The sequence below is a fragment of the Candidatus Puniceispirillum marinum IMCC1322 genome (assembly GCF_000024465.1).
GTDB classification, from domain to species: domain Bacteria; phylum Pseudomonadota; class Alphaproteobacteria; order Puniceispirillales; family Puniceispirillaceae; genus Puniceispirillum; species Puniceispirillum marinum.
This window is the reverse complement of sequence record NC_014010.1, coordinates 1,471,877-1,489,889: the sequence shown is the minus strand read 5'-3', so window position 1 is coordinate 1,489,889 and position 18,013 is coordinate 1,471,877. Positions and strand designations below refer to the sequence as shown.

The window sequence follows — 18,013 nt, the reverse complement described above, 5'->3', positions numbered from 1 at the left end:
GTCTGGAGGGTGCTTCATATATCAGTGCTTAGTCACCATCATGCTAGCATTTTGTCGATGGTAATCCTATCATCCTGTGCAAACCAGTATTGGATAGAAAGATTTGTCATGACACAGCCTACAATCATCATGGCGGCGCCTAATGGTGCCCGAAAGCAAAAGTCGGATCACCCTGCATTGCCAGTAACTATTGCCGAAACAGTGGCTGCGGCTAAGGCATGTTGTGACGCAGGCGCCAGCATTCTGCATGCCCATGTTCGCGATGAAGATGGGGCGCATGTGCTTGATGCTCAGCGTTATATATCCCTGCTAGATGCGATGCGTAATGCGGTGCCCGAGATGCTGGTGCAGATTACCACCGAAGCGGTTGGCCGCTATAGCCCCCAAGAACAGTCCGATATTGTTTTCGCCGTGAAGCCAGATTTCGTGTCGGTGGGATTTGCCGAGATGATTGGTGATGCCAGTGCGGACGCCGTGGCGCATGCGCGTGATTTCTATCATCAGGCTCAAGCGCAGAATATTCATGTCCAGCATATCCTGTATTCACCCGAAAACCTGATCGCATTCAAGAATGCGATAGCTGACGGCATAGTGCCATCTGCGTCGGCTGGGGGCCATCATGTGCTTTTGGTGTTGGGGCGCTATACGGCCGATTTTCAATCGGATCCGGACGATCTGCAAGCCTTCATCAAGGCTGATATGTCGGACTTTGCCAGTTGGTCGGTTTGTGCTTTTGGCTATCGCGAGTTTGATGCGATGCAGGCGGCGATTACGGCTGGTGGCCATTGCCGTGTCGGGTTTGAAAATAACCTGCATCTCAAAGATGGCACCTTGGCACCCGATAATGCCACGCTTGTGCGCCAGCTAGCGCAAAGCTGCACCCCCGCCACCCGCGCCGAAACACTGGCTTTGTTGGGTGGTTCAAACTAAAAGCCGTGGCATTTACCACGGCTTTTGATTTTTGGTTGATGGATGTGCCTATTCGGCGGCCTGATCCCATTCATCAGGTGATGGACATGAACAGATCAGATTGCGATCACCAAAGGCATTATCAACGCGTCCAACCGGCGGCCAATATTTATTTTCCTGATGGTTGCCAACCGGATTGCCAGCCTGCCGACGGCTATAGGGATGCGTCCATTCATCTGCCAGCATGTCATCACCTGTATGTGGTGCATTAACCAACGGATTGTCTTCGGCTGGCCATGTGCCCGAGGCAACCATGCTGATCTCATCAGCAATCGCCAGCATGGCATCGCAGAAACGATCTATCTCAGCCAGCGATTCAGATTCGGTTGGCTCGATCATCAAGGTGCCAGCGACCGGGAATGACATGGTTGGCGCATGGAAACCAAAATCAATCAGTCGTTTGGCAACGTCTTCATTCGAAATGCCGACGCTGTCCTGAAATCCGCGAAGATCGATAATGCACTCATGCGCAACGCGCCCTTTAGACCCAGTATAAAGCACCGGAAAGCGGTTGCCGAGGCGGGTGGCGATATAATTGGCTGATAGAATGGCCGTGCTTGTTGCCTTTTTCAATCCATCAGGGCCCATCATCGCAATATAGGCATAGGTGATCGGCAGAATGCCAGCTGAGCCAAAGGGGGCTGCGCTGACCGGATTATCTCCGCCAAGCGGCGATCCTGGCAAAAAGTCTGCAAGATGAGCCGCCACGCCAATCGGGCCAACACCTGGACCGCCGCCACCATGCGGAATGCAGAATGTCTTATGCAGATTGAGATGGCTTACATCGGCACCAAATTGCGGCAGAGAACAATGCCCGACAAGGGCGTTCAGATTGGCGCCATCGACATATACCTGACCACCGGCATCATGAACCATAGAACAAATATCAGTGATTGATTCTTCGAATACGCCATGAGTTGACGGATAAGTTACCATAATCGCCGCGATCGTATCACGATGCGTCTCGATTTTGGTTTGCAGGTCATTGATATCGACATTGCCGTCATCATCACATTTGACCACGGTAACTTTCATGCCAGCCATCGCGGCTGAGGCCGGATTGGTGCCATGCGCCGAGGACGGAATCAGACAGATATTACGGTGACCTTCGTCGCGCGATTCATGGTAACGCTTGATCGCTAGCAGACCGGCAAATTCGCCTTGTGAACCCGCATTGGGCTGTAGCGAAACTGCGGCATAGCCAGTACATGCGGCCAGCATATCTTCGAGCTCGTCAATCATCTGCTTGTAGCCAATAGCCTGATCGGCAGGTACATAAGGATGAATCTTGGCAAATTCAGGCCATGTCACCGGCATCATTTCTGCCGTTGCGTTCAGTTTCATTGTGCATGACCCTAGCGGAATCATACAGCGATCAAGCGCCAGATCACGATCGGCAAGGCGGCGCATATAGCGTAGCATCTCGGTTTCGGTGCGATAGGCATGGAACACCGGATGTTGCATAAAGCTGTCGCTGCGCTGCAGGTTATCGGCAATGACATTAGCTGTCCTATCGGTGTCACCGCCAACGCCCCCAACGCCCGCACCAAGCGCAACCAGAATATCCGCCACCGCATTATCAGTGCTGGTTTCGTCAAAGCTGACCGCGATTGCACGATCTAATTTGCGGATATTAAAGCCAGCATCAAGTGCGGCTTTTACCAGCCTGTCAGTATCATCAGCCGCTTCGATGGTGACGGTATCGAAAAACGCTTGATGCCGGATAATGCGCCCTGCCTTTTGCATGGCACTGGCAAAATGACAGGCAAGTCTATGGGTGTTCTGCGCAATTTTGATCAGCCCTTCAGGACCATGCCAGAGGCCATAAAACCCTGCCATGACCGCGAGCAGAACCTGAGCGGTGCAGATATTGGACGTTGCCTTTTCACGTCTTATATGCTGTTCGCGTGTTTGCAAAGCCAATCGATAGGCCTGACGCCCATTGGCATCCTGCGATACGCCCACCAAACGCCCTGGAATTGACCGTTGCAATTTTTCTGTTACGGCAAAAAAGGCAGCATGCGGCCCGCCATAGCCAAACGGCACACCAAAACGCTGGGCACTGCCAGCAACAATATCTGCCCCCATCTTGCCAGGTGTTTTGAGTATGGTTAGTGCCAGCAAGTCGGTCGCCACAACAGCCAATGCACCAGCTGCGTGAAGCGTTGCAATTGGTGATGTCAGATCGGCAATTTTACCTGTGCTTGATGGATAGCTGAATAAGGCGCCAAAACAATCTTCCGGCACATCAAACCCTTTTTCAATAGTGGCAAGATCGAATGTCTCAAGCGTGATGCCAATTGGTTCAGCCCGGGTTTTCAGAATAGCCAGCGTTTGTGGGTGCGTATCTGAGTCAACCAGAAATCTGTGCGCTTTGCCACGATTGGACCGATAAGCAAGCGCCATGCCCTCGGCAATGGCGGTGGCTTCGTCTAACAAAGAGCCATTTGCAATAGCCATGCCTGTTAACTCGGTGACCATGGTCTGGAAATTCAGAATGGCTTCAAGCCGCCCTTGTGAAATTTCAGGCTGGTAAGGCGTATAGGCCGTGTACCAGGCCGGGTTTTCCAATACATTACGTTGTATGACCGGTGGTGTGTGGCAGTCATAATATCCCATACCAATCAAAGAGGTCTTGATTTGGTTCTGTTTGGCTAGCGCATATAATTTATCAAGTGCCTCGGCTTCGGATAGCGCCGGATCAATAGTCATGTCATCTTTGCGCAAAAGACTGGCCGGAATCACTTGATCCAAAAATTCATCAACGCTTGATGTGCCCAATGTTTGCAAAATTGTTTTTGTATCAGCGTCATTCAGGCCGATATGGCGTGTTGCGAAGGCAGCTTGTGGGGTGCTATCTGGTCTGTGGGTGACATTAATGGGGGGCATGTCAGACTCCTCTTGGGTAAAGTTATGCAATCATTGCTTTGTAAGCGGCGTCATCCATCATGTCGTCCAGATCGCTGGCGTCACTGACTTTGACTTTGAATAGCCAGCAATCCATTGCGGCTTCGGGGGTGATCGCTGTGAGATCGTCAAGCAAGGCGGTGTTCACCTCAATGATTTCACCCGATGCGGGGCTGTAAATATCTGAGGCGGCTTTTACCGACTCAAACACCGCAACGGCGTCGCCTTTATCGACATTAATGCCAACGTCGGGAAGTTCGACAAACACAATATCACCAAGCTGTTCAATAGCGTGTGGTGAGATACCGACGGTGCCAGTATCGTCATTTAGGTCAATCCATTCATGGTCTTCGCTATATTTAATCATGGGGGACTCCTTTGTTGGTTATAAATCAGCCACGGTAAAATTGGTGCGGCACAAGTGGCAGATCAGCCACGATAATAGGGGTAGGTTTGCCGCGCGTGTCGGCTATCAGGTGGGTGCCTGATTGTGCATATTCAGCGCTGACAAATCCGATGGCGGCAGGTGCATCTAGGCTTGGCGCAAAGCCGCCAGAAGACACAAAACCGATCTCGGTTTCATCGCCTTCATCACCATGTTTCAGGATAGTGCCATCACGAACGGGGCGGCCACCTTCGGGTAATAACCCAACCAGCTTACGCGCTGGGCCATTATTCAGATCGGCAAGAATAGGGTTGGCCCCGGGAAAATCACCAGCGTCACGTCGGCGTTTTGACAAAGCAAACCCAAGCCCCGCTTCGACCGGATTAATGGTTTCGCTGAGTTCGTGACCCCATAGAGGCAGACCCGCTTCCATGCGCAAAGTGTCACGTGCGCCAAGCCCGACAAGATGCACATCATTATGCGCGGCAAGCGCGGTTGTGATCTCAACAACCGCTGTATTCGGAATGGATATTTCAAACCCGTCTTCACCCGTATAGCCAGATCGGGTCAAAGTGACTTTGGTGCCCATCAGGGTGGCATGGCGAATATCCATAAAGGCAAAGTTAGCCATATCGACATCCAGCTTTATGCCTAAATCTTCAAGAACAGTAGCCGCTTTAGGCCCTTGCAAGGCGATCAGCGACAAATCATCATGCACTGTCATGCGGACATGCTCGCCAAGATGTGCTTTGAGATGGGCAATGTCATGATCCGCACGGCCAGCATTGGCAACCAATTGCAGGCGGCCATCAAGCCGGGCGATCATCAGATCATCTAGCACACCACCATTGTCATCCAAGAACATCGAATAGCGCACCCGCCCTTCATTGATCAGGCCAAGATCAGTTGGTGTCAGCTGTGCAAGCATTGCATCCGCAGCTTTATCATCACCAACTGAGTCAAGGGAAATCTGCGCCATATGCGAAACATCGAACAAGCCGCATGTTGTCCGCGTTGCAATATGCTCGGCTTTGATCCCGGCCGGATATTGCACTGGCATATCCCAGCCAGCAAACGGCACCATACGGGCGCCTGCGGCGACATGAAAATCATATAATGCGGTTTTGCGATTATCCACTTTGGCATTCCCAGTTCCAGCTACACAAGATTCATATATCGATTGCTCGATAATGAACCCCCTCTGTCGCTGTAACCTGAGAGATTAGCCAAGAGACGCATATTGAAACGCGACTTCGTGGTTGTCCCCGTCGGTGGGCACTGCCGCGCCACTTTCCAGAGTGCTTACATGATAAAGTACTGGTACCTGAGAGTTTAGTGGGGTGTTGCTCCTTCGGTGCCAACTACGACTGCTATGCGGATATACCGGTTACAGGCGGCTGGACTCTCCCCTACCATGTATTAAGCCTGATCAGGTTATCGCAGATATTGTGGTTTGGCAAGCTTTGCTAATCAGACATATGGTTCTGACTATAATCAGACACTTAACAAGGTGCTGATGATTACGTGAGGCAAAAAATATATCCTGCCAATTATGAACCGCGCTTAATATAACCCAAGCTTAATAAATAGCATGGTATGGCTTGTGTTGATGGCGGTTTATGCCCATATCAAAGCTTCAACAAAGACAAATAATGCGGCTCAAAATATAATTTTGCAGTTCTTTGGTGATTAACTTCGAAAGAGATATGTGATGTTAGATAATAGTCCTGTTTGGGATCTCAGCGACCTCTATACCGATATTGACGATAATCGTATTGCGGCGGATATCAAATCATGCCGCAAGGACAGCGCCGCATTGCAAACCAGCTGGCAAGGCAAGCTGGACAAAGCCAATGGCAGTGAACTTGCCGAGGTCATCACCATCTATGAAATGATTATCGAACGCTTGGGCCGTGTGCAATGTCATGCACAATTGTTATTTGCGGCCAACACAGCGGATGCCAGTATAGCCAAGCATCATCAGTCGATGCGTGAAGCTGGCGCAGAAATTGGCGCGCAACTGCTGTTTGTTGAACTTGAAATTGCAACTTTTGATGACGCCCATATGAATTGGGTTATGCAAACAGCCGAGTTGGCGCATTGGGCACCATGGATTCGCCGGGTACGCGCAATGGCACCATATCAGCTCTCGGCTGATATGGAAAAGATGCTGGCCGAACAGGGGCCAACAGGTCGCGGGGCGTGGGTGCGGCTATTTGATGAAACGGCCACGGCAATGCGGTTTCCGTTTCAGGGCGATGAAGTCACCGAAGCCGAGATACTTGATATGGTGTCCAGCCCTAATGCCGCGCATCGCAAGGAAGCCGGTTTATCCCTTTCGACCACACTCAAAAAAAATGAACGCCTGTTATCGTTGATCATCAATACAATTGCCAAAGATAAAGAAGTTGAAGATCGCTGGCGTGGATTTAAGCGGCCAGTTGCATCACGCAACCTTGCCAATGATGTTGACGATAATGTGGTTGATGCGTTGGTGCGTGCTGTTAATGACCGTAATGTCGATCTATCGCATCGCTATTATAGCTTGAAAGCACGCTGGATGGGGCAAAGCCAGCTTGACTGGTGGGATCGCAATGCGCCGCTTCTGGGTGATGATGATCGTGATTTTACATGGCAAGAAGCGCGTGACATCGTACTTGATGCCTTTGCTAGCTTTGATCAGGGCATGGCAACGATTGCCAAGCCGTTTTTCGATAATAACTGGATCGATGCAGCACCGCGCCTTGGCAAATCGTCAGGCGCCTTTTCGCATCCGGCAGTGCCATCGGCTCACCCCTATATTCTGATGAATTTTTCTGGCAAAGCGCGTGATGTGATGACGCTTGCACATGAAATGGGTCATGGGGTGCATCAGTGCCTTGCCGCTGATAATGGCTATTTAATGTCAGATACGCCTCTTACGCTGGCAGAAACAGCATCGGTTTTTGCTGAAATGCTGGCTTTTCGCCGGTTGCTTGACGCCACCGCGAATCCAGCAACACGGCGGGTTTTATTGGCAGGCAAGGTTGAAGATATGCTGAATACAGTCGTACGGCAGATCGCTTTTCACAATTTTGAAACGGCGTTACATGATGCCCGCCGTTCATCTGAACTGATGCCAGAGGAAATTTCGGATATATGGATGGAGACCCAACGTGCCGCCTTGGGACAGGGGATTAGGATCGGTGATGACTACCGCCCGGTCTGGAGCTATGTGCCGCATTTTGTGCACACACCATTCTATGTTTATGCCTATGCTTTTGGTGATTGTCTGGTTAATGCCCTATGGCAGAATTATCAGAACGCCCTTGCCAATGGTGATGCGGCAGGTTTTGTAACTAAATATAAAGCCTTGCTCAGTGCTGGCGGTACCGAGCGTTATGATGTTGCACTTGCTAAATTTGGTCTTGATGCAGGTGATCCGGCCTTTTGGTCAACCGGCCTTGATATGATTAGTAACATGATTGATGAGTTAGAAAGTCTGGCATAATGACATCTGAAGACAACAAGTCTCCCGACCGCGAAAGACAGTTTGGCGGTCGCCTTCGCCGCTATGCAAAGGTTACATCAACGATGGGTGGTTTGGCCGCGCGTGTGGCTGGCGAACGATATCTCGGATTTGATATTGATCGTGGTAAACATGCTGCTGATTTACGTAAAGCACTTGGAGGGTTGAAGGGCCCGATCATGAAAGTGGCGCAAATTCTATCAACCATTCCCGATGCTTTGCCGCCTGAATATGCTGATGAGCTTGCCAGTTTACAGGCTGACGCCCCAGCTATGGGCTGGTTGTTTACGCGGCGGCGCATGGCCTCAGAGCTTGGCGCAGACTGGCAGGATAAATTTACCAGTTTTACGCGCGATGCTGTTTCGGCAGCCTCACTTGGCCAAGTGCATCAGGCAACTTCGCTAGAGGGTGAAACATTAGCCGTCAAACTTCAATATCCTGATATGCAATCAGCGATCGAGGCTGATTTACGTCAGCTAAAGCTGCTCTTTCAGCTCTATGAACGCTATGATTCGGCGATCTCGACACGCGATATCTATGATGAACTATCTGACCGGCTGAAAGAAGAGCTCGATTACCGGCGTGAGGCCGCCAATCTCAAACTCTACAGCTATATGCTGCGCGACGAACCGGTTGTCACTTTGCCTGAATATGTTCCGGAGCTGTCAACTGACCGCTTATTGACAATGAGCTGGCTAGACGGCACCCGTGTCATGCCATTTCTTGAAACAAATCCAAGCCAGGAAACGCGCAATGAAATAGCAAAGAATATGTTCCGCGTCTGGTATGTGCCATTCTATTATTATGGCGTCATTCATGGTGATCCCCATTTGGGTAATTATTCGCTACGCCAAGATAATTCAATCAATCTGATGGATTTTGGTTCGATTCGCCTGTTCCGCCCACAATTCGTCGCTGGCGTTATTGAATTATATAAAGCATTGCGGGATCAGAATCGGGATCAGGCGGTTGATGCTTATGAACGCTGGGGCTTTACCGGTCTTGATAACGAGGCTATTTCGGTTTTGAATATGTGGGCTGAATTTATCTATGCCCCGCTTCTCGAGAATAAAGTGCGCCCGATTCAGGAAATGCGAAATGGTAAAGCGGGTCGTGAATTGGCTGGTAAGGTTCATCAGGAGCTCAAACGCATTGGCGGAATTAAGCCACCACGAGAATTTGTGCTGATGGACCGCGCGGCTGTAGGGCTTGGCTCAGTATTCATGCATCTTGGCGCTGAAGTTAACTGGCACAATCTTTTCCACGATTTGATTGATGATTTTGATGTCAATAAACTAGCACAACGGCAAAGCGAAGCTACGAAATTTGCCGATATTCCGGAAGGTCTTATATAAAAACCCTGTTATTTTTTAGGGTTATTAGATATAACGTTTTGGCTATTATAAATTAGCGCGTATAAAGGGGAGCAAGAACGCTTGAATTTATCGAGGATTTTATATGCCAACTCTTTTTGTTCCTGCTGAAATAGCCTCTGGCGAAACGCGCTGTGCGGTCGTACCTGAAACCATCTCAAAACTAGTTGCCCAAGGGCTGGACGTTACCGTTCAAAGTGGCGCAGGTGCGTCTTCATCGTATGATGATGCGGCTTTTACAGAGGCTGGTGCCAAAATTATCAAAACGGCAAAAGACGGTTATGCAAAGGCTGACCTAATTTTCAAGGTGCGCCCGCCGCAAATTGAAGAAACCGCTTTGATACAAAAAAATACTATCATATTGAGTCTGTTTGAAGGCTACGTGGATGCCAAGCGTAACGCGGCTATCGCCAAAACAGGCGCGACCGTTTTCGGGCTTGAGTTAGTGCCGCGTATTTCGCGCGCGCAATCAATGGATGTTCTGTCGAGTCAGTCGAATTTAGCGGGGTATCGGGCGGTAATTGAAGGGGCTTATGAATTTGGCCGTGCGTTTCCGATGATGATGACGGCGGCTGGTACAATCCCACCAACCAAAGTGCTGGTTATGGGTGCTGGTGTTGCTGGACTTCAGGCGATAGCCACAGCCAAACGACTTGGCGCAATTGTCAGTGCCACCGATGTAAGGCCAGCGGCCAAAGAACAGGTCGAGTCGCTGGGTGGTAAATTTGTCGCGGTTGAGGATGAAGAATTCAAACAGGCTGAAACCGATGGTGGTTATGCCAAAGCGATGAGCGCTGAATATCAGGCCAAACAGCAGGTATTGATCGCCGAAACGATCCGTGTAATGGATATTGTTATTACCACCGCGCTTATTCCTGGTCGCCCCGCACCCGAATTAGTATCTGCCGAAATGGTTGCTTCGATGAAATCGGGGTCAGTGATTGTCGATATGGCGGTTGAACAGGGTGGTAATTGTGCCTTGTCGAAGCCGGACGAGATTGTCAAAGCCAACGATGTCACCATTATTGGTCATTGCAATATGCCGGGTCGGTTACCGAAAGATGCGTCCAGCCTCTATGCACGGAATCTGATGAATTTTGTTGGTTTGCTGTGGGATAAGGAAGCTGGCGCATTAACGATTAACAAAGACGACGAGATTATCGCCGGATCGTTGGTGGCGGAAGCGGGTCAGCTTGTGCATCCATCGGTCACGAGCTAGCCCTGCCCAATTGAGAGGAGCCTTATCATGTCACTAGCTGATACAAGTCAAAAAGCCGCTGATATGGCCGCACAAGCGGGGATTGACCCGCTATTGTTCGGCATAACTGTTTTGGTGCTTGCATGCTTCATTGGATATTACGTTGTCTGGTCAGTGACACCAGCGTTGCATTCACCTTTGATGGGTGTCACCAATGCGATTTCTTCGGTGATTGTGGTTGGCGCGTTGATTGCCGCTGGTCCGGCTGAATCCAATTTTGCCCAGGTGATGGGCTTTCTGGCGGTTGTTCTGGCCTCGGTCAATATCTTTGGTGGCTTTATCGTGACCGAGCGAATGCTAGCGATGTTTAAAGGCAAGAAAAAGGGTGCTGGCAAATGAGTGCGACCATGTCTTCACTATTATATCTTGTAAGTGGTGTTCTGTTTATATTGGCATTGCGCGGATTGTCGTCACCTGAAACCGCGCGACGGGGCAACCGGTTAGGTATGGCAGGCATGCTGATCGCAGTCGCTACAACATTGGCACTACCCCAGGTTGAGAGCTATGGCCTTATCGTGCTGGCAATCGCCATTGGCGGCGGTATTGGCACCCTATTGGCCCTACGTATTCAGATGACAGCTTTGCCGCAACTGGTAGCTGCTTTTCATTCATTAGTTGGTCTGGCGGCCTGTTTTGTGGCCACAGCTGCCTATTTCAATCCAGAAGCCTATGGTATTGGTGCGCGCGGCGCGATTGGCATGGGTTCGCTGATCGAAATGGGTCTGGGTCTTGCGATTGGCGCGATTACCTTTACGGGATCCATCATCGCCTTTGGCAAGTTGCAGGGGCTTGTCAGTGGCAAGCCGGTTACCTTCACTGGCCAGCACATGCTGAATCTTGTGATTGGCCTTGGTTTGCTTGCGGCTATTGCCGCCTTGGTCATAACCAATAACGACTTATTATTCTGGGCAATTTTTGCAGCCGCTTTGGTACTTGGCGTGTTGATTATCATCCCGATTGGCGGGGCTGATATGCCGGTTGTTGTTTCAATGCTCAATTCCTATTCGGGATGGGCGGCGTGCGGTATCGGCTTTACCCTTGGCAACCCATTATTGATTATCACTGGTGCGCTTGTTGGCGCGTCGGGTGCGATTCTGTCCTATATCATGTGTAAAGGCATGAACAGGTCATTTTTCAATGTTATTCTGGGCGGCTTTGGTGGCGATGATGCCGCGGCGGCAACGGGTGGCAGTGACGGTGACAAGACAGTCAAGCAGGGCTCAGCCGAGGATGCCGCCTTTATCATGGAAAATGCCGACTCGGTGGTTATTGTCCCGGGTTATGGCATGGCGGTGGCTCAGGCGCAGCATGCTTTGCGTGAAATGGGCGATTTGCTGAAAGCGCGCGGTGTTACCGTACGCTATGCGATTCATCCTGTTGCAGGCCGTATGCCGGGGCATATGAATGTGCTACTCGCCGAAGCCAATGTGCCTTATGAAGATGTGCTGGAACTTGAAGAAATAAATCGTGATTTTGCACAGACGGATGTTGCTTTTGTGATTGGCGCTAATGATGTGACCAATCCGGCGGCAAAAACCGACCCGTCTTCGCCTATTTATGGCATGCCTATTCTGGATGTCGAACTTGCCAAGACAGTTCTGTTTATCAAGCGGTCAATGGCATCGGGCTATGCGGGTGTGCAGAACGAAGTCTTTTTCCGCGATAATACGATGATGCTGTTTGGTGACGCCAAAAAGATGTGCGAAGAAGTCGTGCAGTCGCTGGATTAGACAAACCGTCACCCACAAGCCACAAAAACAAAAGCCGCCCAGAAGGCGGCTTTCGGTAAAGATGGGATCTGGTTATAAGCACAGCTAACAAGGCTTAATGCTAATAAGCAGGTGTATGGATTCTAATAGCCTTCACGCTCTAAGCGCTTACGCATGAGCTTGCGCACACGGCGGGTTGACTCAGCGGCTTCGCGCGCACGGCGTTCTGATGGCTTTTCGTAAGACCGGCGATTTTTCATTTCGCGGAATACACCTTCGCGCTGCATTTTCTTTTTCAGAACACGCAGGGCTTGATCCACATTATTGTCTCTAACGGTGACGAACACGTCTTTCACATCCTTTCAAAGATATCTGGTTTCCGTTTTGAGCGGAGAGGTTTTCTATCATAGCGGTGTTCGGCTTGTAAAGCCTTTGCATGATTGTGCTTTATAACAAGCCAAAGATGCTGGCAACCTGACCATAAGTACCTATATATAGGATCAAAGTGGGTATTTTTGCCAAGAAATGGATAATGTGATGATGAAAAGCAGGGACAAAACGCATAAGGGCACCGATTCTGTGGATGATTCGCTGTCCAAGGATGCGATAGCGATTCTTGATGCTGCCTTGATGCATGTGCCATTTGATGGTTGGGGACGTGACGCCTTGCTGGCTGGTGCGGCAGATTGTGGGCGTGATGCAGAAATGGTTGATGCGCTGTTTCCCAATGGTGCCGTCGATGCCATTTTGATGCATTCGGCACGCGCGGATGTGGCCATGGCTGATGCCTTTGCGGCACTGGAAAATCGCCCTGAAAAAGTGCATTTGATGATACGGACACTGGTTTTATTGCGCTTGGAACAAGCCAGCCTGCATAAAGAGGCAATCCGGCGTGGACTTGCGGTGCTGGCTGTTCCGGCTAATGCGCCGGCCTCGGCAAAAGCATTATATCGCACGGTAGATGCCATGTGGCGCGCCGCCGGCCAGCGGGACACTGATTTTTCATTCTATACCAAACGGGCGACTTTAGCTGGTGTCTATAGCGCGACATTGCTGGCATGGCTGGCGGATAATTCGGGTTCAATGACAGCGACTGAGGCGTTTCTTGATCGCCGGTTACGTGATATTGGCCGCATACCAAAAATGACAGCACCAGCCAAGGCGGCAATGTCTGCAGGCAAACGTATGGCGATGGGGCTATTCTCAACAATGGCGCGTTCACGCTAGAAATACACCTTTCCTCTGTAGCGTTTTTCATTATGTTGAACCGGTTATTTGTTGGTCTGGCAAAAACCGATGTTTGCGTTATAAATGTTGAAACATGCGTGACGAAACGCATAGGAGAAAACATGCCTATTAAAGTGCCTGATAATTTGCCCGCATTGGAAACACTTCGCGCCGAAGCGGTTGATATTATCCCGCAGGAACTTGCGATGCAGCAGGATATTCGCCCGTTGCGTCTCTTATTACTGAATTTGATGCCGAAGAAAAAAGACACTGAAATTCAATTTGCGCGCCTGTTTGGTAATACACCATTGCAGGTCGAAATGATTCTTATGACCACTGCCAGCTATACCCCGCGCAATACTGAACCGGGTTATATGCGTCGTTTTTATCGGCAATTGGATGATGTTCGTGATGATTATTTTGATGCGTTGATTGTAACAGGGGCGCCGATTGAAACCCTAGAATTTAATGATGTGACTTATTGGCAGGAATTGACCGACATCATGGAATGGTCCCGCACACATTGTTTCAGGCGGCTTGGTATTTGTTGGGGGGCGCAGGCTTTGTTGCATTATTTTCATGATGTGCCGAAATATGAAATGGATGAAAAGCTGTTCGGTGTTTTTGAGCATCAGCTCACTGATTTATCAGGCCGTCTTATGAATGGCTTTACAGATCGTTTCCCAATGCCGATTTCGCGCTATACGATGAACCGCCAGGATGATCTTGAAAAAGCAGGTTTGCAGGTGCTTGCCCAAGGGCATGAATGCGGTGTTGGAATGGTTCGTGATGCACAGACGGGTGATCTGTTTGTGTTGAATCATTTGGAATATGATGCGGCCACACTGGCTGATGAATTTCACCGTGATGCTGCCGAGGGCAAAGATACCGCCTTGCCCAAGCATTATTTCCCTAATAACGACATGACGCAGATGCCAGTGAATTTCTGGCGTCCCTTTGCCTTTTTACTGATGAGTAACTGGATCAATGATCTGTATCAGGCAACGCCGTACGACCTTGCCGCGACGTTAAAAGACCGCTAGCGATCTGATCAGGGCGTAATTTGACGGTTAGTGTGACCCATCTTGCGGCCTTTTTTGGCACCGCTTTTGCCATATAGATGCACATGTATATGATCGCTAGCCAGCAACGCGGGAACATTGTCCATGTGTTCGCCAAGTAGATTGTCCATCTGCCATTGTCCATAGGTGCTTACAGAACCGAATGGCATTTCAGCCAATACGCGGGCTAGCTGTGTGAACTGGCTTGTGGCACAGCCTTCGATCGTCCAGTGAAACGAATTATGCGGCCGTGGTGCAATTTCGTTAAAAAGTAACCGCTTGCCATCGGTGATAAAGCATTCAAGAGCCATAACGCCGAACAAATCCAGCGCATCGGCCAGTTTTTTTACCGCCTCGGTACCTGCCTTTATGAGCGTATCGTCAAGCGCCGCCGGGGCAACTGAACGGTCAAGGATGCCGTCCTTATGCTGATTCAGGCTGGCAGGAAACACGCAGGAACGCCCATCATGCGCGCGGGCGATTAAAAAGCTGGCTTCGGCGGTAAAAGGGATCATCTCTTCTAGAATCACATCATCCGATCCTAAAGCGCCAAAAGCCGCATCAAGATCGCTTGATGGTGAAATTCTGGCCTGTCCCTTGCCGTCATAGCCAAGCGTGCATGTTTTCAAAATGCCGTCTTTATTCAGTTCAGCCATGGCAACGTGAAGTGCGGCGGCGTTTGTAATATGCCAGAAAGCTGGCGTATCAATGCCAAGATCGCGGGCGAGTGTCTTTTCACGGATACGATGCTGCGCAGTGTGCAATGCGCTAATGCCCGGACTGACCTTTTTATGCATAGATAGAATATCGAGTGTCTTGGCCGGTACGTTTTCAAATTCACTGGTAATCACGTCAACCGAATTGGCAAAGCGAATGAGTGCGTCTTGGTCATCATAAGCTGCCTCGGTTGTGGCGGCGGCAACATCACCAGCCGGACTATTATTTGCGTCGGGGGCGAAAATATGCGCCTTTATACCAAGCTGGGCGGCGGCGATTGCCAGCATCCGGCCAAGCTGTCCGCTTCCCAATATGCCGATGATCATGCGGGTGTGTCCGCGACACTGGCTGTTTGGGCATCACGCCAGGCGATCAGGCGTTGCGATAAGGCGCTATCCTGAAGAGCTAGAATCTGGGTCGCTAGCAAAGCCGCATTTTTGGCACCAGCCACGCCGATAGCCAAGGTTCCGACAGGCACGCCAGCAGGCATCTGGACGATTGATAATAATGAATCCATTCCCTTTAACGCTGCTGACTCAACCGGCACCCCAAGCACAGGTAAATGCGTATGCGCGGCAATCATGCCAGGTAGATGCGCGGCGCCGCCTGCGCCTGCTATGATAACAGCGAATCCATTTTCATGCGCGGTTTCAGCAAACGCCGCTAAACGGGCAGGTGTACGATGTGCCGAAATGATTTTGGTGTCATGCGTTACACCAAGTTCTTCAAGTAACGATGCTGTTTCCTGCATGGTTTTCCAGTCAGACTGGCTGCCCATGCAGATAGCTACCTTAGCAAGGGTAGAAGATGCCGAAGATGGGGTGCTACTGGCCATGTCATACTCACGTCGCTGTTAAATCAGACAGATTGGGCAATAAGAATTAGGCGATAATATCAGGAAGAATGCCAGCTTTGAGTTTAGTGATTTCGTCTTTTAAGATGAGTTTACGCTTTTTCAGCCGTTGTAATTTCAGCTGGTCAAAGGGTTTGTCATCGCCCAACCGTCCAATCACTTCGTCAAGGTCACGATGTTCACTTTCAAGCTGGTACAGCTGATTAGCCAAAGCCGCCTTTTGCTGTGCTCTTTCCATCGTTACGAAACCGTCTCCTTAGGTGAATGTGTCTATAAATACGCTGTGATTATCGGGTTTATGGAAGTTCGGTCATATTCGAAAGCTGTTCTTCTGAATGCGGCGAACCACCAGCCTTTTCAATAGCAGCATCTAGGTCAGCCTGGGCACAAAGCCCCAGCATAGCAGGATGTTTTGCTGTGATATTAGCGATATTCCAATGCGATTTTTCACGAATTTTACCAATGGTTTCCTTTGTTGTGCCAATCAGCTTGATGATCTGGGTATCTTTCAATTCAGGGTGATGCTTGCATAACCAAGCAATACCGTCTGGCTTATCGCCACGCCGTGCTACAGGCACATAGCGTGGACCCTTAGTGCGCCGGTTTGGCGTTGGCAGATCAGATGTCGCTAGAACAAGGCGACCAGTGCTATCAGCCTGACAACGGTCAAGCTCTTGTTGTGTTATCTGACCATTTTGAACTGGATCATATCCCTGAATACCAATGCCTGCTTCGCCATCGGCGATAGATTGCACTTCAAGAACGTGAAGATTGCAGAAATCACCAATCTGTTCAAATGACAGACTGGTATTATCGATAAGCCACACGGCAGTCGCTTTGGGCATAAGAAGCTGAGTCATCATATCCTACCTTTGGTGCGTCGGTACACTGCGAAAGTTCTGTGCAGCCCGTCGCGCCGTTGTTACAAACATAACTGGAAACGTGGCTATAGTATAAGCTGGTTTAGAACGCAATGCAAAGCCTGCCTTTGACGCGGCTGGGAAAAATGCACATTATGCATAAAGTCATGTTTTGAAATGAATAGACATAAAGAAAATAAACGGACTGTATCATGGACGATGAACTGGAAAAGTTGAAACCAGCTGGCCTGCCTGCGGATATGCAAAGCTGGAATATTGAAGATTTACAGAACTATATTGCGCATATGGAAGCTGAAATTATACATGCTAAGGCTTTGATAGCTGATAAGGGTGCCGTCAATGCTGCCGCTGATGCCTTATTCGGTAAAGGAAACGAATGATGGGGGCTCAGCACGCGCTGATCACGGGTGCAACGTCGGGAATCGGGCTGGCAATAGCACGGCGTCTGGCAAGTCAGGGTATGAATATCACCATTGGTGGTCTGGGTGCGGATGATGAAATCGCTGATATCTGCAAAAGCCTCATACGTGCGGGTGCGCCCAAGACAATACATGATCCGGCAGACATGCGTGATCCGGTGGCGGTGCGCCATATGATTGATGTGGCCGCAGATCGGTTTGGCGGCATTGCCATTCTGGTCAATAATGCCGGTATTCAGCATGTCGCGCCAGTAACAGCGTTTCCACCTGATAAATGGGATGATGTGCTGGCGATAAATCTGTCAGCCGTGTTTCACGCTTCGGCAGCGGCGGCAGTGCATATGGTGGCGGCAGGCTGGGGGAGGATTATTAATATTTCGTCGGTACATGGTCTTGTCGCATCACCAGATAAGGCGGCTTATGTTGCTGCAAAGCATGGGGTGATTGGTTTGACCAAGACGATGGCCCTTGAGCATGCACGAGGTGCCATTACGGTTAATGCGATTTGCCCCGGATGGGTAAAAACCCCGCTGGTTGAACAGCAGATTATCAAGCGCGCCAAAGCATCTGGAAAATCATTTGACGAAGAAGCCAATAGGCTTGTTGCTGATAAAATGCCAAGCTGGACATTCACCGATGCTGATGATGTGGCCGCGGCTGTGCAGTTTTTATGTGGGCCAGCATCGGCCAGCATAACCGGCACATCATTGATTATGGATGGTGGCTGGACAGCACAATAGATCAAT

The 18,013-nt window shown here is 50.0% G+C and carries 18 protein-coding genes and 1 riboswitch; of the genes, 10 read left to right on the top strand and 8 right to left on the bottom strand.

Annotation, left to right across the window (positions count from 1 at the left end):
- The first annotated feature begins 108 nt into the window (after positions 1-108).
- A complete protein-coding gene (locus SAR116_RS06925; protein ID WP_041860832.1) occupies positions 109-930 on the top strand; it encodes a beta-keto acid cleavage family enzyme in 822 nt (273 codons plus the stop codon).
- Between the two features lie 48 nt (positions 931-978).
- Here the strand turns inward: SAR116_RS06925 and gcvP are convergent, their stop codons facing one another.
- Genes gcvP through gcvT form a run of 3 tightly spaced genes read right to left on the bottom strand, consistent with a single transcriptional unit; the run spans position 979 to position 5,399 of the window.
- Entirely contained in the window at positions 979-3,858 is a 2,880-nt protein-coding gene (gene gcvP, locus SAR116_RS06920) for an aminomethyl-transferring glycine dehydrogenase (protein WP_013046216.1), read from the bottom strand.
- A 22-nt stretch (positions 3,859-3,880) separates the two neighbouring features.
- Entirely contained in the window at positions 3,881-4,243 is a 363-nt protein-coding gene (gene gcvH, locus SAR116_RS06915; RefSeq protein WP_013046215.1) for a glycine cleavage system protein GcvH, read from the bottom strand.
- 25 nt (positions 4,244-4,268) lie between these two features.
- Positions 4,269-5,399, bottom strand: coding sequence for a glycine cleavage system aminomethyltransferase GcvT (gene gcvT / locus SAR116_RS06910; RefSeq protein WP_013046214.1), 1,131 nt, complete (start codon positions 5,397-5,399; stop codon positions 4,269-4,271).
- 164 nt (positions 5,400-5,563) lie between these two features.
- Positions 5,564-5,681: riboswitch (glycine riboswitch) on the bottom strand.
- Between the two features lie 291 nt (positions 5,682-5,972).
- Here gcvT and SAR116_RS06905 point away from each other — a divergent pair.
- From SAR116_RS06905 to SAR116_RS06885, 5 genes are all read left to right on the top strand, one after another.
- A complete protein-coding gene (locus tag SAR116_RS06905) occupies positions 5,973-7,751 on the top strand; it encodes a M3 family oligoendopeptidase (protein ID WP_013046213.1) in 1,779 nt (592 codons plus the stop codon).
- On the top strand, positions 7,751-9,124 hold the full coding sequence (locus SAR116_RS06900; RefSeq protein WP_013046212.1) for an ABC1 kinase family protein: 1,374 nt from the start codon (positions 7,751-7,753) through the stop codon (positions 9,122-9,124). The genes SAR116_RS06905 and SAR116_RS06900 overlap by 1 nt, the downstream gene beginning before the upstream one ends.
- A 103-nt stretch (positions 9,125-9,227) precedes the next feature.
- The gene (locus SAR116_RS06895) at positions 9,228-10,361 is read left to right on the top strand and encodes a Re/Si-specific NAD(P)(+) transhydrogenase subunit alpha (protein ID WP_013046211.1); all 1,134 of its coding nucleotides are present in this window, start codon (positions 9,228-9,230) and stop codon (positions 10,359-10,361) included.
- A gap of 63 nt (positions 10,362-10,424) precedes the next feature.
- A complete protein-coding gene (locus SAR116_RS06890) occupies positions 10,425-10,739 on the top strand; it encodes an NAD(P) transhydrogenase subunit alpha part 2 (RefSeq protein ID WP_238531196.1) in 315 nt (104 codons plus the stop codon).
- Complete coding sequence (locus tag SAR116_RS06885) at positions 10,736-12,130, top strand: NAD(P)(+) transhydrogenase (Re/Si-specific) subunit beta (protein ID WP_013046209.1); 1,395 nt, start codon at positions 10,736-10,738, stop codon at positions 12,128-12,130. The genes SAR116_RS06890 and SAR116_RS06885 overlap by 4 nt, the downstream gene beginning before the upstream one ends.
- Before the next feature lie 122 nt (positions 12,131-12,252).
- On the opposite strand, the gene rpsU is transcribed toward SAR116_RS06885, so the two are convergent.
- Positions 12,253-12,456 (bottom strand): 30S ribosomal protein S21, encoded by a 204-nt coding sequence (gene rpsU, locus SAR116_RS06880; protein ID WP_013046208.1) that lies wholly within the window; start codon positions 12,454-12,456, stop codon positions 12,253-12,255.
- Positions 12,457-12,646: 190 nt separating this feature from the next.
- On the opposite strand from rpsU, the gene SAR116_RS06875 reads away from it, so the two are divergent.
- Both SAR116_RS06875 and SAR116_RS06870 read left to right on the top strand, forming a co-directional pair.
- Positions 12,647-13,336: a COQ9 family protein gene (locus SAR116_RS06875; protein WP_190275429.1), complete on the top strand. Its 690-nt coding sequence runs from the start codon at positions 12,647-12,649 to the stop codon at positions 13,334-13,336.
- 122 nt (positions 13,337-13,458) lie between these two features.
- Positions 13,459-14,379: a homoserine O-succinyltransferase gene (locus SAR116_RS06870; RefSeq protein ID WP_013046206.1), complete on the top strand. Its 921-nt coding sequence runs from the start codon at positions 13,459-13,461 to the stop codon at positions 14,377-14,379.
- Between the two features lie 8 nt (positions 14,380-14,387).
- Here the strand turns inward: SAR116_RS06870 and SAR116_RS06865 are convergent, their stop codons facing one another.
- The 4 genes from SAR116_RS06865 to SAR116_RS06850 are packed head-to-tail and all read right to left on the bottom strand — an operon-like array spanning position 14,388 to position 16,827.
- Entirely contained in the window at positions 14,388-15,440 is a 1,053-nt protein-coding gene (locus SAR116_RS06865) for a 5-(carboxyamino)imidazole ribonucleotide synthase (RefSeq protein WP_013046205.1), read from the bottom strand.
- Complete coding sequence (purE, locus tag SAR116_RS06860; protein ID WP_049757502.1) at positions 15,437-15,949, bottom strand: 5-(carboxyamino)imidazole ribonucleotide mutase; 513 nt, start codon at positions 15,947-15,949, stop codon at positions 15,437-15,439. Before purE ends, SAR116_RS06865 begins: the two co-directional genes overlap by 4 nt.
- A gap of 46 nt (positions 15,950-15,995) precedes the next feature.
- Positions 15,996-16,205 carry a YdcH family protein gene (locus tag SAR116_RS06855; RefSeq protein ID WP_013046203.1) on the bottom strand — a complete coding sequence of 70 codons (210 nt, stop codon included), beginning with the start codon at positions 16,203-16,205 and terminating at the stop codon, positions 15,996-15,998.
- 58 nt (positions 16,206-16,263) lie between these two features.
- Positions 16,264-16,827, bottom strand: a complete 564-nt coding sequence (locus tag SAR116_RS06850; RefSeq protein WP_013046202.1) for a DUF1013 domain-containing protein — start codon at positions 16,825-16,827, stop codon at positions 16,264-16,266.
- A 212-nt stretch (positions 16,828-17,039) separates the two neighbouring features.
- Here SAR116_RS06850 and SAR116_RS06845 point away from each other — a divergent pair, with 212 nt between their 5' ends.
- Both SAR116_RS06845 and SAR116_RS06840 read left to right on the top strand, forming a co-directional pair.
- Positions 17,040-17,228 carry a DUF1192 domain-containing protein gene (locus SAR116_RS06845; protein ID WP_013046201.1) on the top strand — a complete coding sequence of 63 codons (189 nt, stop codon included), beginning with the start codon at positions 17,040-17,042 and terminating at the stop codon, positions 17,226-17,228.
- A complete protein-coding gene (locus SAR116_RS06840; RefSeq protein WP_013046200.1) occupies positions 17,225-18,007 on the top strand; it encodes a 3-hydroxybutyrate dehydrogenase in 783 nt (260 codons plus the stop codon). The genes SAR116_RS06845 and SAR116_RS06840 overlap by 4 nt, the downstream gene beginning before the upstream one ends.
- Positions 18,008-18,013: the final 6 nt, after the last annotated feature.